Annotated in this window: 13 protein-coding genes; all 13 read right to left on the bottom strand. The window is 65.6% G+C overall.

The window, feature by feature from the left end:
• Positions 1-35: 35 nt before the first annotated feature.
• Entirely contained in the window at positions 36-1,526 is a 1,491-nt protein-coding gene (locus ACWEO7_RS28600; RefSeq protein WP_452427758.1) for a hypothetical protein, read from the bottom strand.
• Positions 1,523-1,900 carry a putative phage holin gene (locus ACWEO7_RS28595; protein ID WP_452427756.1) on the bottom strand — a complete coding sequence of 126 codons (378 nt, stop codon included), beginning with the start codon at positions 1,898-1,900 and terminating at the stop codon, positions 1,523-1,525. Before ACWEO7_RS28595 ends, ACWEO7_RS28600 begins: the two co-directional genes overlap by 4 nt.
• Positions 1,897-2,118 carry a DUF7620 family protein gene (locus ACWEO7_RS28590; protein WP_452427754.1) on the bottom strand — a complete coding sequence of 74 codons (222 nt, stop codon included), beginning with the start codon at positions 2,116-2,118 and terminating at the stop codon, positions 1,897-1,899. Before ACWEO7_RS28590 ends, ACWEO7_RS28595 begins: the two co-directional genes overlap by 4 nt.
• Entirely contained in the window at positions 2,093-2,431 is a 339-nt protein-coding gene (locus ACWEO7_RS28585) for a hypothetical protein (protein WP_452427753.1), read from the bottom strand. Before ACWEO7_RS28585 ends, ACWEO7_RS28590 begins: the two co-directional genes overlap by 26 nt.
• Positions 2,432-2,671: a hypothetical protein gene (locus ACWEO7_RS28580; protein ID WP_452427751.1), complete on the bottom strand. Its 240-nt coding sequence runs from the start codon at positions 2,669-2,671 to the stop codon at positions 2,432-2,434. It lies immediately after the preceding gene.
• Positions 2,672-2,673: 2 nt separating this feature from the next.
• Positions 2,674-4,119 carry a glycoside hydrolase domain-containing protein gene (locus ACWEO7_RS28575; protein WP_452427749.1) on the bottom strand — a complete coding sequence of 482 codons (1,446 nt, stop codon included), beginning with the start codon at positions 4,117-4,119 and terminating at the stop codon, positions 2,674-2,676.
• Positions 4,120-4,204: 85 nt separating this feature from the next.
• Positions 4,205-5,245, bottom strand: a complete 1,041-nt coding sequence (locus ACWEO7_RS28570; protein ID WP_452427747.1) for a hypothetical protein — start codon at positions 5,243-5,245, stop codon at positions 4,205-4,207.
• An 8-nt stretch (positions 5,246-5,253) separates the two neighbouring features.
• Positions 5,254-6,324 (bottom strand): hypothetical protein, encoded by a 1,071-nt coding sequence (locus ACWEO7_RS28565; protein WP_452427745.1) that lies wholly within the window; start codon positions 6,322-6,324, stop codon positions 5,254-5,256.
• Positions 6,324-7,373 (bottom strand): hypothetical protein, encoded by a 1,050-nt coding sequence (locus ACWEO7_RS28560; protein WP_452427743.1) that lies wholly within the window; start codon positions 7,371-7,373, stop codon positions 6,324-6,326. Before ACWEO7_RS28560 ends, ACWEO7_RS28565 begins: the two co-directional genes overlap by 1 nt.
• Positions 7,374-7,381: 8 nt before the next feature.
• Positions 7,382-9,022 carry a Gp37-like protein gene (locus tag ACWEO7_RS28555; RefSeq protein ID WP_452427741.1) on the bottom strand — a complete coding sequence of 547 codons (1,641 nt, stop codon included), beginning with the start codon at positions 9,020-9,022 and terminating at the stop codon, positions 7,382-7,384.
• On the bottom strand, positions 9,019-9,918 hold the full coding sequence (locus ACWEO7_RS28550; protein ID WP_452427739.1) for a phage tail protein: 900 nt from the start codon (positions 9,916-9,918) through the stop codon (positions 9,019-9,021). Before ACWEO7_RS28550 ends, ACWEO7_RS28555 begins: the two co-directional genes overlap by 4 nt.
• Positions 9,915-10,124, bottom strand: coding sequence for a hypothetical protein (locus ACWEO7_RS28545; RefSeq protein ID WP_452427737.1), 210 nt, complete (start codon positions 10,122-10,124; stop codon positions 9,915-9,917). The genes ACWEO7_RS28550 and ACWEO7_RS28545 overlap by 4 nt, the downstream gene beginning before the upstream one ends.
• Positions 10,121-14,707: a tape measure protein gene (locus ACWEO7_RS28540; RefSeq protein ID WP_452427735.1), complete on the bottom strand. Its 4,587-nt coding sequence runs from the start codon at positions 14,705-14,707 to the stop codon at positions 10,121-10,123. The genes ACWEO7_RS28545 and ACWEO7_RS28540 overlap by 4 nt, the downstream gene beginning before the upstream one ends.
• Positions 14,708-14,741 lie beyond the last annotated feature (34 nt).

The raw sequence follows: 14,741 nt of genomic DNA, 5'->3' as shown, positions 1-14,741 counted from the left end.
TCACGTCCCCTCTGACCATGCCCAGAGGCAGAGGCCTAGTTCCATGTGCCGAACAGGTAGACCTTGAGTCCTTTGCCCGGCGTGGTACCGACTGCGGTGATCTGCACTCCGAGCCGGTCGCCCACGGCGAACGACTGATTCGGAGTCGACGTGCGCGCCGCGTCGGTGCTGGTGCCGTCCGCCTGGTTGGCGGCCGTCACGGTGACGCCCGAGCTGGTGACGGTGGAACCGTTGCGCCGGATCTCCGCCGAGGTGCTACCCGACGCGTCGGCTGTCTCGAACTGGTACACGCACTTCGTCAAGGTGAATGCCCGACCCACGTACATGCCGACGGTCCAGTCACCTGCGCCTGTGGCGCGGGTGGCGCTGGGGCTGACCGCGACGAACATGAAGTCGCACGGCACCGTATTCGCTGATGGGGTGCGAGTATCCGACAGGCGAGCGTCATTACCTGCGGCGGCAGTCGATCCCGTCGTGCCGAGCGTCAACGACGATGTGCCCGCGCCGATCGCTGTACGGGCGGCTGCCGCATCGACGGCGGTCAACACCGACCGGCCCGTGGCGGTCGAGTTAGAGATGTCGGTGGCGACGTGGGTGTGCCCGACATCGGATTTGCCCGACCAGCCGGTGACCGTCGGGTTATTCGCGGTGCCGCCGAGTTCGCCAGGAGTGCTGCCGGGAAGCCTGACGATGCCCTTCACGCTGCTCGTGGCATCGGGTGCCGTACCTGTGGCGCCTGTATCTCCGCGGGGGATGGTGAGGTTCAGCGTCCACGCCGGTGGCCCACCGCCGACGCTGGCCGACGCCGACGACCCCGCCGCGCCAGTCGTGACAGTGCCGATGTCGAGATCGAAAGAGTTGACCGCGTTCTGCGCCGCAGTGGCCGACGCCGCCGCCGCAGTCTCACTGTCGGCCGCTGCGTCCGCCGCGTCCAGGGCGTCCTGGATCGCGGGGACCTCGACACCGGGGAGGAACGATCCATCGTCCAAACCGAATACGAGCGCGTTGCCGTCGAGCCCGACCGACACCACCGACAGGCCACGCGTCACGGCGTCGCCAGTGGACGACGGCACCGGCGAGGCCAGCGCCAGATCCACCAGCCCCACCGAACCCGTGTCCGGGTCTTCTTCGTCCGGGCCGGGGATGTATTCGGGGACCTCGATGTTGTACGGCGCGATCTTCACCGGCACGCCGTCGTACTCCAGATCGAAGCTGACGCGCCACGTCCAATCCGAGGGATTCATGGTGCCCGCAACGGGAGCGGGGAGCATGACGCCGCGCTCACCCCGCCACGACAGGTAGCCCTGCTCGTCGAGCACGGCCGTGTAGTACGGGTGGATCAGCGGCACCACAGTGGCGGGTGGGTCCCCGTCAACCAGGAACTTCGGCACCGCAGCCTGGAAGGTGATGCGACCGGTGAGCGGCGGGAAGTCCGGGATCGCGCCGATATCAGCGGAGTCGATCGTGGTCGCCAGCAGCCGGCCGACCACCTTGCCGTAGACCAGCGGGGGCAGCGGATTGGTCACGCGTCACCGTCCTTTCGGCCGTCCCGCTGGACGCGGTAGATGGTGAGCAGCAGCCACAACATGGAGAGCGCCACATAGGTCCAGAGGGCTTCGCGGATCTGATCGCGGAATGGGTAGGAGGCGTTGGTGAATATCGATACCGACGCCTGTAGCGTCACTGCGGCGATTCCAGAAACCAGCAGGATAACCGCCTTTCCGAGAGGCTGAAACCGCCATCCGGAAGTGAATCCATAAACCAATGTCAGGACAGTGCTTTTTGCGGCCACGGTCACGATCAGCACGTTCACGGCGTCTTGAATCGGCAGGAAAACCATCAACGCAACATTGATGAGGAACGCGACGGCGAGAATCACGCGGTTGGTGCGCCTGCTCATGGGGAAGAAGCTCTCCTTCGTATCTCGAGTTGAAACCTTTCCCCGAAGTGATTTCTGTTGAGGTGGCGCTGAATGGATGCCGCTAGGCGGTCCACCTCTGGACGCTGGCGTTGCACCTTGCGAAGGTCTTCTTCGGCTTTTGATGCTGCCTCCTCAGCTCGGCGCACCTGCTCGCGGTCGATCCTGACGGTGTCAGTCCTGCGGCGTCTGAGCCACATGGCCGCTCCCCGAATGGTTGGCTTCTGCGGTGCGCAGGAAGGCGTCCCAGAGGCGCGCCTGATGCAGTAGTTGCGTGTTCTGCTGCCGCAATTCCGCTTCGCCTTGTTCTCTTGCGGCAGCATTGCGCTCTGTGGCGTCGAGTAGCGCACGCAGGTCGTGCACGATTCGCTCGACGGTGCTGGCGGGAATGAGTTCGCCGCGGACAATGCGCCGCATCATCCAGACCAGGAATCCAACCAGCATGGTTATTGCGCTGGCTGCGGTGCTGATCAGGATGGTGACCGGTTCCCAGCCAGCGCTGAGTATGTTCATTTAGCCGCGCGGCCCACTCGGCATTCCGGCGTCCAGCCGCTTCGCGTCCGGGGTCACCTTCGCGCGTGCGACCTCCGCGGCGGGGATGCCGAGGATGGCCGCGACGATGACGAGGATCATGTCCGCCGAGAACTGGTCCACGACGCCGCGGACAACGAGATAGCCTGCGATGCCCACCAGAACAGGCCACAGGAGAGCGCGGATCGGTTCGGTACGCAGGGCGGAGATCAGCTTGGTCATGGTCATTCCTCACAATCCGGGATCTGGTTGAGAACTGCCTTCGCGCTTTCGTCGCCCTTCGCGGCTTCGCGCTTCACGAGATCGACCGCCCAGCCGGCGCCACGGAGGGCCTCGCGCTCGACGTGGTCCTCGTGGATGCGGGCGTCGATGTTGAGGACGAACCCGGCCAGGGTGTCGACTGAGTCGTCGTTGGCGCGGTACTTCGACCGCGAGGAGAACCGCTTACCGAGTTCTTCATCGGCCAGGGCCATGACTGCCTCCTTCAGGCTGGTGTTGGTGAACTCTGCGACGTCGGCCGAGAACACATCCCACGGAAAGTTGGGGCCGACGTCGGTGTGCGTGCCGATACCGAGACACTCGGTGACGTAGCGGTGGTCGGAGATTCCGGAGCGGCGCTCGTACGGCGGGGCGATCACGTACGGATCGAATCCGTACTTCTTGGCGTCCTGCACCGCGAGCCATGCCGCGATGCGGATGTCCTCCCGGATGGCCATCCAATCTTCACGTGACCATGCCGCCCGCGACCCGGCGAAGCAGAGGTTGATCGTCTTCGGATTCGCGTCCAGCACCGACCAACTCGCGAGGTCGGTGTCGACGACGTCCACCACAATCCCGTCGCGAACCGTGTAGTGATAGCTCACACCGTTCGCCGGGTTGTTGAGATAGTTGGCCAGGCTCTCGGCCGTTCCGTTGCCTTCCTGTGTGTGGAGCAGGAAGTTCTCGATCTGCGCACCGTGGCGGGACGACGCGGACTCGCCCATGCGGTCGAGTTCGGTGTACTGCGGGGCAGTCACTATCGGGGCCTCCAGAGTTGGTGTCGCCGCCTTCGACCACTGGCCGAAGTCCGGCTTGAGCGTTGTGTTGACGTCGACACCGACGCCGCCTACCTGGCGCTTGTCGATCTCGATCTGATGGATGTGCGCCGCGGCATGATCGAAGTTCAGCGAGGAATCGCCTGACCAGTTGTGTTGCCACAGCCATGTAGCGACGTCGTCTTCCAGCGCCCACTCGATGCAGCGGGAGTTGCCGTACATGCCGGTCCGCTCCAGGCCGACCACCGATGCCCAGCCACGCAGGAACGGGGCGATCAGCGTGTTCCACTGCTTCAATGTGGGATTGGCGTCCACCGGGGCGTAGATCGGGCGGCCCTCGGGTCCACCAGCCGCACGGTGGTAGCGCAGCGCGATCTCGGCGTGCCGTGCTCCGCCGTCGTAGCCTCCGTACCAGTCGGAGGTCTCACCCTTCCCGAACTGGTAGCAGGACACGATCTCCAGCCCCGCGGCGCGCACTCGGTCGCAGTACTCCCGCGTGGCGGGCTTGGCGAGCATCCACTCCGCACCCGGGCGCCGGTCGGACATGTACAGGATCACGCCGCCGTAGCCCGCGTCCTTGATGGCCCAGGGGTCGATGAGTGCTGCGGAGAAGTCGAGCAGCTTCACCGCGGCCACCGCGCCAATTGCAGCGCGAGAGAGGCGACAGCGACGACGAGGATGATCAGAGTCATGGTGTCGTGGTTCACGGCTGCTCCTTCGGTTACTGGAATAGCGGCATGGCGTACACGGTGAGGAACGCGATGTCTGAGACCGTCGAGTAGTTCGCGGTGCCGAACACCCTGATCACCCGCACGTAGAAGGTCTGGGTCTGGCCCGCTGCCACCACTGCCACGTTGCTGCCAGGGGACAGCGTGGACTCGAACTTCGGCACCAACCTGGTCCAGATGTAGTTCGCGGACGAGAAGCCCTTACCGGTGGCGACGAGAGGGCCGTCCTCGGCACCGGAGCGGACCTCGATGTCGAGCCGGGAATCCCCCACCGTCTGGGTGTGGATCTGCATGGGCACACGCCCGATGACGTACGGCCGCCACGCGAACGGCTGCGCGGGAACAGTCATGGAGGCGATCGTGCGAGGAGCTTCCGCAGAGTTGCTCGCCGCGGCGAACCGGTTGCCGCCGATCGTCCATGGCCCCCGCCAGGTGGGAGAGGCTGCGGGCACGAACTTCGACAGCGTCGAGTTCCACTGCAACACCATGTGGTCCGACAGCGAAACCGTGGTGGTGTCGACATCGCTCGCGTCCTGAATCCGCCCCGCCACACCCGCATCACCAGTGGGGCCGGTAGCGCCGCGGGGAACAGTGATGGTGAGGACCTGATTCGGGGAGGTGCCGGTCAGGCTGGCCGACGCCGAGGATCCTGTCGCACCAGCCACCGCGACGCCGGTGAGGACGTTCGGTGGGCCCTGATGTCCGGTCGCTTGCATCGCATTCTCGTTGGCGACCCACATCCGGCCGGTCCACAGCCGGAACTCGTTGGTCTCGGCCACCCACCACGCCTTGCCCTTGTCGGCGTAGGTGAGCGTCATCGCGTCGAGATCCGCCTGTAGAGCGACACGGCCCTGGAACTCGAACGCATACGACGGATCACCCTGGGGGCCGGGGTCGCCCTTCGGGCCGGAGCGGATCTCGAGGCGGCCGGTGTCGTCGTAGATCTCGAAGCTGTTGACGGTGCACGGGAGCTCTTCGCTCTCCACGATGCCCGCCATGGTGACCTGGACGTCTCGGTCGTAGACGATGCCCATGCGGCTCCTTAAGGTGCCTCTACTGGGTGGGCCCAGACGGTGATGTTCGCGCCGGCCCGCCGGTAGGAGTAGTTGCCGGTGCCGAGGTTGCGGCGGATGACCACATACAGCGTCGTGGCGGTGCTGGGCGCGATCGTTCCCGTCGTCGAGCCGGGCGTGAGCGTGGACGCAAAGTAGGGCCGCAGCCGCGCGAACCACTCGATGTAGACGGCGCTGGAGACGCCGCGGGCGACGATGTCACCGGCCGCGGAGCCGATACGCACCTCGAGATCCACGCGGGTGGACCAGTCCGTGGGCACGGAGTAGATCGTGGCGCCGCCGGTGATGTACGGCCGCCACCGGATCGGCAGGGCGGGGATGTTGATGGTCGCGATGGTGTTCGGGTTCGTGGAGACGTTGGTCAGGTCAGCGACGAACCCGGAGGATGGGTTGTCCCAGGACTGCGCCTCGAGCACGCTCCACGGTCCGCGGTAGCCCGGCCATTCCGTCGGCGTCCACTTCGAGGTGGAGGTGTTCCACAGCGGGATCATGCCGTTGGTGTGGGTGACGGTGTTGTCGTAGTCCGTCGAGGACCGGATGGGTCCGGGCGGTCCCTGCAACCCCTTCTGCCCCGTACCGCCCCTGGGGACAGTCAGGTTGAGTACCTGGTTCGGCGGCGTGCCGGTGATGCTCACGGCCAACGGTGTGCCCGCGGCGCCGGTGGTGACGGTGCCGATGGTCAAGGTGTTCACCTGACCGGTGGGTCCGATCCCGCCGAACGCGTCCACGAACTGCACGAACTTCGTGCCCGTCCAGAACATGATGGAGTTGTCGGACTCCACCCGGTAGGTCATGCCGAACATGTGCTCGTTCAGCAGCGGCATCAGGGCGTTGAGCGCGGCGTGGTCGGCGACGTCGCCTTCCCACCGGAACGGCGTACCCGGCTCTCCCTGAGGTCCGTCGGGGCCTTGCGCGCCAGACAGGTTCTCGAAAGAGCCGTCCGCGGGCGTGCCCTCCAGTGAGGTAACAATGCCCGGACCGAACCCTTCGTTGATGCCCTGGAATTGGGTGGCCTCGAAGTAGTCCCCTACCGTCGTCATCAGAGGCTCACCGGCATGGCGTAGACGGTCAAAGATGCTCCTGCCTGCCGATATCCGATCGTCCCCGACGTGGACCCTTGGCGTTCGACCATCACCACGATCTGCGAGGGCGAGTTCGCGGGGACCACCGCGTAATCCGAGCTGGGGCTCATGCCCACTGAGTTCGGATTGCCGTAATGCTCACAAATTTCCACCATGTCCCAGAAGGTCTGCCACGGGTTGGCGCCGATCCCCAACGCCACTCCGGTTTCGGAGTACAGGCGCGGGAAAACGAACGCGTGGCATTGGCCGGAGTTGTCGTTGTACAGCTGGATCGCGCCGAACACCTGCGGCCGCCACGCGAACGGCAGCACCGGCATGGTCGCGGTCAGCACCTTGTATGCGGACACCGCACCCGATGCGTCCGCGGCGAAGGCGGTCGCGTCCCAGAACCACGGCCCGTAACCGCACGGCGGCGGGGTCGGAGCGAATCGGCGAGTAGTCCGCCCGAACGCGAACATCGACCGCTTCACCGGGCCCTGCGTGGAGTCGTAGTCCGGTGAGGTGGTGATGGTCCCGGAACTTCCAGGTGCACCCGTGGCGCCGCGCACGCCCGCGGGGACGGTAAGTTGGATCGTCTGCTCGCTGGAGTTCACCGGCTTGATATCGACGGCCGGGATGGTGACCGTCTCGTCGGAGATCACGTCCAGCGGGGTAAGCGTGTTCGCCGGGGCGACAGAGCCCTGTGCGCCAACAGCGTTCAGGACGTTGATCCAGGGAAGCGATCCCGGCCAGAAGTCCATGCTGCCGTCGTCGAGGCGATGCCACCACTTGCCGCGGTCGGCCGCTGTCAGCCCGCCGGGGCGGGCGGCGGCGTTCGCGAGGGTGCCCATCTTGATGAACGGGGGTTGCGGCTCGCCTTGGGGGCCTTGATCGCCTTCCGGTCCAGCGGGCAGTTCCTGCGCTGCGGCAGTCGGTGTCAACTCCACGGCGGCGGTGAGCACTGGCAGGCCGTCGAGGTCGTCTTCTTCGGTGATGGTGACCCGGGCGGGGAAAGATATATCAGCCATGGCCCTCCTCAGAACAGGACGAGGTCGAGGTCAGCCCCGACGTCCATGAAGATCTGCTTGATCGCCCCGGCGACCTGGCCCATGCGGTTCCATGCCTTGACGACCGAGTCCTCCTCGTCTGCGCCATCTCCCACTGTGATCTCCCAACGTCCGGGGGTGCTGCGGTCATCGGTGTAGGTGACCTGCGTGACGTAGTCGACGAAGATCTGGTCGCCGACCTTGAAGCCGATCTGGTCATTGACCCAGAAGTCCGCGTTCGGGCCCAGGATGTACGGGGCGTTGTCGTGCACCGTCACCTTGTGCGACGTGTATCCGCGGGTAGCGAACAGCCCGTGGCGGCCGGCCATCAGCCCGTCGAGGGTGAAGGCTTTGTCACTACCGGTGACGAAATGCTCTTGGAACGCGTAGGGTCCGGCGCGCTGCACCCGATTCAGGTCGGTGTACTCGGCGAAAGCGAGGAACACGTCGTCCAACTGACCCATGTACAGGGCGTCCAGGCCGGGAAGGCCGATCAGCAGCCCCAGCCACGCCAACGCGTTCTTGATCGCGAAGGAGATCGACGCGTTGACCCACCCTGGGCTGCGGCCGCCGACGATCACGTGCATGGCGAGGGGTTTGTGGACGCTGATGTCGGAAGCGCCGAGCCCGGAGTACTCGCCTTCCATGTACCAGATCCATGGGAAGTACTGCCGGTTGCCGAGTGGGGTTGTGGCGTAGGCCTGTTCGTAGTCGCCGGAGTCGGAGTAGTCCGGGTACCGGATCGAGGTCGTGCCGTCGTCGAAGAAGTCCTCGAAGAACCTCGAGATGCCGTCGAGCAGGGTGCCGGTGGCGCCGACGACGTTGGATCTGTCCTGGGTGGTGATGAACACTGTCGGACGGTCGAGGTAGAACCATTCCGGGTCGGGCTGCTCGTCCACCTCGGGTAGGTAGAACTGGGCGGTCGCGGCGACGCCGTTGTCTTGGAACAACGGCATGAAAGCTTGGTCGGCGTGCTCGAACCGCAGGCTGATCCCACCGAAAGGTGATGTGTCGGTGAGGACGTTGATCCCGCCGATGACGATAGGCCAGGCGATGCTGCCGACTTCCGCCCAATCCGGGGCGCCGTTCCACTGGTCCGCGCTCATGAATGCCTGGCGACGCAAGATGTTCGCGAGCATCGTCAGGTGGAACATGGAGCGGACGCCCATGATCATGTACCAGTGCCGCGGCCACTGAGCCAGCAGTGGGGCGAACGGTGAGGCGTAACAGACCGTGGTGGCGATGTGATTCCAGCAATGAATGGCTTCGACTTCGATGGTTTTCATGCCGCGGTCGTCGACCACCTCGGCGACCCTGGTCACGAAGCCATCCCAACGCTGGCCTGCCGTTTCCGCGGTGATGGGGATCGTGGCGTCTTCCCCGTCCGGATTGCGGAACAGGTGGTCGTAGTGGACGGTGTCGGGGGCGACGGTCATCTTCAACCCGCCCGCTGCGTTCTTGACGTGGGTGAACTGGAGGGAGATGTAGCGGCCTTCCTCGCCGACCTCCGTCATCCACTTGTCGTAGTAACAAACCCGGGCTTGCGGGTCGCGCCAGGTGTCTTGCTCCTGCTTGCGCAGGGCATCCATCCGCCTGACTTCGGTATGCCCGTCCCACGGAGGAGCTGTCACATCGGCCTCGCATTCTTCGGGGTCAATGTCCCGACAACCTGGGAGGTGAGGTCACCGCTCTCGACGGTCACGGCGATCTCTGTGGTGCCTCGAGGTGGGATTGGGTTGAGGATGCGGCGACCGGCCATCTGCCCCCACACGTTCCGCAGGTAGATGCCGGAGGCGTTGTAGACCCGGGCTGTGCGGTGGCGGGGATGCAGGTCGATCTGCAAGGTCTCCCCCGACGCCAGCAGGGGAAGGCGCAGCATCCGCACCTCACCGTCAGGGTCGGCTGACGGGTCGAAGTCCTGGATGCTGTAGCGTCCGGGGCCTTTGCAGGTGTAGCGGGCCCACCCGTCTTCGCTCGCGTCGTTACGCATCTTCAACACGCCCTGGTTCGAACCAGTGGTGTTGATCCAGGACACTTCCCGCTCGAGCTTGGCCCAGAAGGGGTCGAACCCGACTGCGCTGACGGTGTAGGACTCGTGCAGGTTCGTGGCCATATCTAGGCCGCTCAGGGGTTCTGGGGCGTCGCCGAGGATGAGCGGGGTTTTGTGCCAGCCTTTGCCTTTGGTCCACACGCACCAGTGGCCGGGCTTCTTCCTCGACCACCCCTGCCACCACATGTCCAGCACCGTCTGTAGGTGCCGCATGTCCCGGATCTGCAGGCCGACCTGGTTTCCGATCGAGACGTTGAAGTCCATCTCCCGCTTGCTGACGACCGCCCGCCGGAAGGTGGCGCCATCTTGGCGGGCTCCCTCGTCGAACAGCAGCTCGTGCGGTGGGAACGTCCAGCCCTTGGGGTCGGCGCCCAGGATCACGCCCTCCGCGCCCATGCCGCGGCCGGCGAGATGCCATGCGCGGCCGTTGACGTCGACCCACACGATCTTCGTGCGGGCGTCCAGCAGCGCGTTCACCGACGCCGTACCTTCGCGAGCAGGCACACCGCGGCATAGACGGCGTCCTCATCCGCGCCGACCTGACGTAAGGCCTGCGCCAGGTCGGCCGAGCGCGCGGCTAGTGTCTTCCGTGGGGCGGAGAGTTCCTCGCCGAACGCCTCGAATCCCTCGACCAGCACCCTGTCGGTCAATCCGGTTGCGGAAGCGAACTCTTCGACGGTCACCGACCGAACCCCCCTCCGCGTTGGCTGGCCAGCGTCCGGCGTCGCCACACGCGCTCCATCGCCCGCGCTGAAGACTGCGGGTCCATGCCGTTGAAGTTGTAGGTATCCCCGCGTCCAGCCGGAACAGGCTGCGGCTGCGGCACCGCGGTGAGGTTGGCACCGTCGAGGAACTGCTGCATCTGCGCCGGGGAGTTGAGGATCGGCTCCGGCCGACGTGACAGGTTCACCGCCATCTCGCCGGGCTTCAACCAGCCGCCCTGGTCATAAACCCGCAGCGGAAGCTCCTTGAGCCAGTCCCGCATGTTGATCGGGGCCTGGTTGATGTAGGGCTTGATCGCATCCCTTGCGTTGGGGTCGAGCGTGATCGGCAGCTGCCGATCGATCTCCTGCTGGTTGAACGGCCCCACCCCGGTGAACGGGGCGGTCAGGGCATCCAGGTCCTCATCGCTGGGGGTGTTGACCCGAACCTTGAACAGCTCACCGAACCCGAAAGGCAGATTCTCCGAGACCGCGTCGAAGAAGATCGACAGCAACCCGAACCCGGATTTGCGCAGCAGGTCAACCGCCTTGCCCTCTGGGGACTTCTTGTACTGCTTCTTGCGGATCTCGTCTATCCGGTTCTCCGCCGCCTGCAAGGTGAGGTCCGCGCGGCGCAGATCTCGATCGGTCGATTCGGGGTCGGCGTAGATCTCGTCGCGCTTGTCCTTCGCCTCGTCCCGGTCGAGGATGGCCTGCTCCCACTCGACCTGATCATCGTTGAGCCGCTTCTCCAGTGGGGGCGCCTCCGGCACATAATTGCCGTCACCGAGAGCATCCTTGCCGCGGTCGTCCTTCTCCTTCTGCAGGTCGACCACAGCCTGCTCGGCTTCACGGACCCGAAGATCCGCGCGCTTCTTGTCTGTCTCGGTGGACTTCTTGTCCTGGTAGACCTTGTCGCGCGCGTCCTTCGCCTCCTGGATATCCAGCTTCGCGCTTTCAAGCTTCAGTTCATCGGCGTCGGTCCACTCCTTGACCTTCTTCGCCTTCCCTCGAGGTGTTTTCACTCCGGGGGCGTTGATTCCGTCGATCAGCTCGTTCGGGAGGTAGAAGTGCGCCGTGAACTGTGGGTCGGTGGCGCCCACCGCGGGCGAGCCGATGCGGGAGTCTCCGTGCGAGCCACCGGACTCCAACGGCTGCCCGTTGAGGCTCGCCGCCATATGCTGCGAGTTGACGCCCACCTGGAAGTAGGTGCCGGAGGGCCCGAGGCCAGGCTTCAGTCCGGCCGTGGCTCCGTCCAGCAGGGACATGGTGGTGTAGAGGCGTTTGGTGGAGCCGGCGAAGCCCTGCAGGATCTGCTGGATCCATCCGACGAAGCCCGAGCAGTCGAAGTTCGTTGGGCCCGTGCCGCCCCACTGGTATTTGTTGCCGCTGACGGTCTTCGCTGCCGTGATCGCGCGGGCCACACCGCGGGGGATCGTGCCGGTGATGCCGCCTTCGGCCATCTTGATCAGGTTGAACCCGAACATCTCGGCGACCTGCTGCAGGATCGCCGCGGACCGCCCGCGCTTGGATGGCGCCAGCGGGATGAACGCTTCACCGCCAGTCTCGCCTTCGGCCCACTGAAACAGGCCACGACCGCGACCGGACTGGATCCGCGCCGAGGAGGGGAGGTTGTCGATGCCGCCGTCAGCGCGTGGCGCGATCGGGATGTCGTTGATGTTCTCGTGCAACCGCTCCCGGGTGCCCTGCGGCAGGGAGTAGCCGGAGTCGTTGTACTTGACGTTGACGTTCTGGGTCTTGTCGGGCAACCTCAGCGCGGCGAGTTCCTGCAGTTTCGCCAGCGCCTCATCAGTTTTGGCGATGATGCGGATCTCGTCCGGCTTGCCCGCGACCTGCTCGATCGTGACGCCCAGCTTCTCGAGCTGAGCCTTGGCCTCATCGGTGAGAGCCTTGGCTGGGATGGTCACGCCCTCGCGGTTGCGCGTCAGCAGGGCGGCGATCGCCGTCAACTGCTGGGTGACATCACCAGCGCCTTCGAGTTGAGCGAAGATCCTGATATCGGTCGGCAGGTATCCCAACTGGGCTGCCATCTCGACGACCTGGTCCTTCGACAACCCCACCGCGTCGGCGAGCTGCTGGAACTGCTGCTCGTTCTGCGCGAACGCCTGATCCAGGTTCCCACCGGACTGGGCCACACCGAGGGTGGCGTCCCGGATACCGAGGAGGGTGTCGTAGAGCTTCTTGCCGTTCTCGGTGAGGGTGTCGACCTGCCCGTTCTGGCCGACCAGCTGCTTACCGGAGCCGAGCGACTTGTCCCACTCCTGGGAAACCTTCAGCGTCTCGCGGACCTGCTCGTTGTACTTCGCAAGCGCGTCCTGCGCGGACACCTGACGCCCAGCCAGCACGTCGAGGGCCTGCTTCATCGCCGACAGCCGGTCCGACGCGGTCGACGACCGATCGGCCAGTGTTTTCACCGCATCCGACAGAGTGAAGAACCCCGGAGTGGTATCGAGAGCGGCTTGCTTCGCCTGCAGGAACGCGTCCCGGATCTGCCGCACCGCGGCCACCGCCGCTTCGCCACCGTTCTTCGTGCTCAGCAGGCGCCCGACGAACACGTTGAAGTCGCCATCCGAACCGCTGATGCGGGCGGCCATCTCCTCCGCCGACATCCCGACTTCCCGGAAGGAATCCCGGACGGCCTCACCCTGTTTGGCGGCGCGCTCCTGGGCGCGGACCGCGTCCGTACCGGCCTGCGCCTGCAGGGAGAACCATCCTTTGATGTCCTGCCAGCCGCCGGTGAACACCGAGAACGCGCCCGGCATGGTGTCGGCCATCCTTTCGGCGTCGGAGATCACCTTTTCGATCTGGCCGGACATCGACGCCAGAACGTCCTTGCTGACTGCGCCGTTGGCCTCCTGGAACTGGCGGGCCATCTGCCGCTGAGCGATTCCGAGGTTGGTCGTGGACTCGCGCATGATGTCTTGCTGCTGGCCGGCTTTGCGAACCTCGTTGGCGATCCCGATCACCGCCACAGTGGCGGCGGCGATAGCAATCCCCCACGGTCCCCCGAGGGCTGCGGACAAGCCGCTCGCCGCGGATCGCACACCTACGGCCGCGGCCGCCGCGACACCAGCGGACCGACCGAATCGTGTCGCCCCGGACGCGGCGTCGAGGAAACTCTGCTGCATTCTCGCGATGAGCGGCGCGTGCGTCCCCAACTGCTGGATCACGGAGCCGAAGCGTCCCATGGCCATGGTGCCGACGCCTGCGACCTGCGCGGTGGCTCCCGTCGCGGTGACAACCTGCCGGACTCCCGCAGCCGCGCCCACGGTCCGCGCCTGCAACGCCGTCATCTGCGTGCCGACGGCCTGCAGGCGCGGCGGAATGAGCTTCCACGCCAACCAGCCAGCGATCAGCGCCGTCACCGCAGTCTGGTTGCCGGAAACAACGCCGCTCAAGGTCTGCAATGCGGGAACAAGGACGCCACCGGCGATCTGCGCGCCGGCCTGCAGGGTCTCGATAGCGGCCGACCATGCACCCGCACCGATCGCGCCGCCCGCCGCAGCGAGTGCCTTTCCGATGCCAAGAAGGGCAGGACCGGCCTCCATGGCGCTGTGGCCGAGGTCGCTGACCACGTTCGCGGCATCACCGAGCGCGCCGGTCGCGAACTGGGCGGCATCGGACCTGCCCAGGTCCTTCCACATCTGCGAGAGCTTCGGGCCCACCTGCTTGAACAGGATCGCGTCGAGCTTCTCCGCGAACGGCTGAACCCTCTTCGCCGCCTGGTCGATACCTGTGGTGAACTGCGCGAAAAATCCTGGCAGACGCGAGAATCCAGGAGCCAGTGCCGCCGCGCCGAGGCGTGACAACGCGGCCCCGATGTTGGCCAGGGAGCCGTGCACAGTTTTTCCGGACTCCAGCGCGGCGCCGGCCACATGCTTGGCGAGCACCTTCTGGAAGGTTTGAGCGTCGAGGTCGCCGTTCTCGACCATCTTCCGGAAATCTTTGCCGGTCTTCTTGGTCTCATCCTGAAGCCAGGTGAAGATCGGGATACCGCGGTCGGCGAGCTGATTGAGGGTGTCGGTGAAAACAGTGCCGCCGGTCGTGGTCTGGTTGATGATCGAACCCATCTCGCCCAGCGACGAACCGGCGATGGTGGCGCTGTCGGCGATAAGCTTCAGGTAGTTCGTCAACTGCGCGCCCGGCTTGATACCAGCCGCGACGGCAGACGCCGCGATCGTCGCCGCATCGCCCAGTCCGAAGGCGGTGCCCTTCACCGAAGCAAGGGCGCTGTCCATGATCTTCTGGATCGTGGCCGCATCATGGCCGAGGCCACGCAGCTTGCCCTGCGCGTCATCAATGGCGGTGAGGCGCCCGAACCCCTTGGACAACGCCGCGGCGATGGTCGCTCCCGCTGCGGCGCCCGCAGTGGCGACCCCGAGCCTGAGTGTGTTGCCGATGCCCGACGCCATCCGCCGGCCGATGCCCTGGCCGACACGGTCGGCGTCCTGACCTGCCCCGCGCAGGGCCCGGTTGATCTGCCCCGGGATCTGGGAGGCGTCAGCGACGAGGCTGACATAGCCGACGGCCAGTTCTACGGCCACAGAACCACCTCCATTCGTGACCTTGCGGCGGTAA

Source organism: Nocardia sp. NPDC004260 (genome assembly GCF_053603155.1).
The sequence above is the reverse complement of the archived record's forward strand: the minus strand, read 5'-3'. Positions and strand labels throughout refer to the sequence as shown.

Coding starts and splice junctions, on each gene's coding strand:
- ACWEO7_RS28565 (WP_452427745.1), bottom strand. CDS start 6,324: ATGACGACGGTAGGGGACTACTTCGAGGCCACCCAATTCCAGGGCATC.
- ACWEO7_RS28585 (WP_452427753.1), bottom strand. CDS start 2,431: ATGAACATACTCAGCGCTGGCTGGGAACCGGTCACCATCCTGATCAGC.
- ACWEO7_RS28560 (WP_452427743.1), bottom strand. CDS start 7,373: ATGGCTGATATATCTTTCCCCGCCCGGGTCACCATCACCGAAGAAGAC.
- ACWEO7_RS28590 (WP_452427754.1), bottom strand. CDS start 2,118: ATGTGGCTCAGACGCCGCAGGACTGACACCGTCAGGATCGACCGCGAG.
- ACWEO7_RS28595 (WP_452427756.1), bottom strand. CDS start 1,900: ATGAGCAGGCGCACCAACCGCGTGATTCTCGCCGTCGCGTTCCTCATC.
- ACWEO7_RS28580 (WP_452427751.1), bottom strand. CDS start 2,671: ATGACCAAGCTGATCTCCGCCCTGCGTACCGAACCGATCCGCGCTCTC.
- ACWEO7_RS28570 (WP_452427747.1), bottom strand. CDS start 5,245: ATGGGCATCGTCTACGACCGAGACGTCCAGGTCACCATGGCGGGCATC.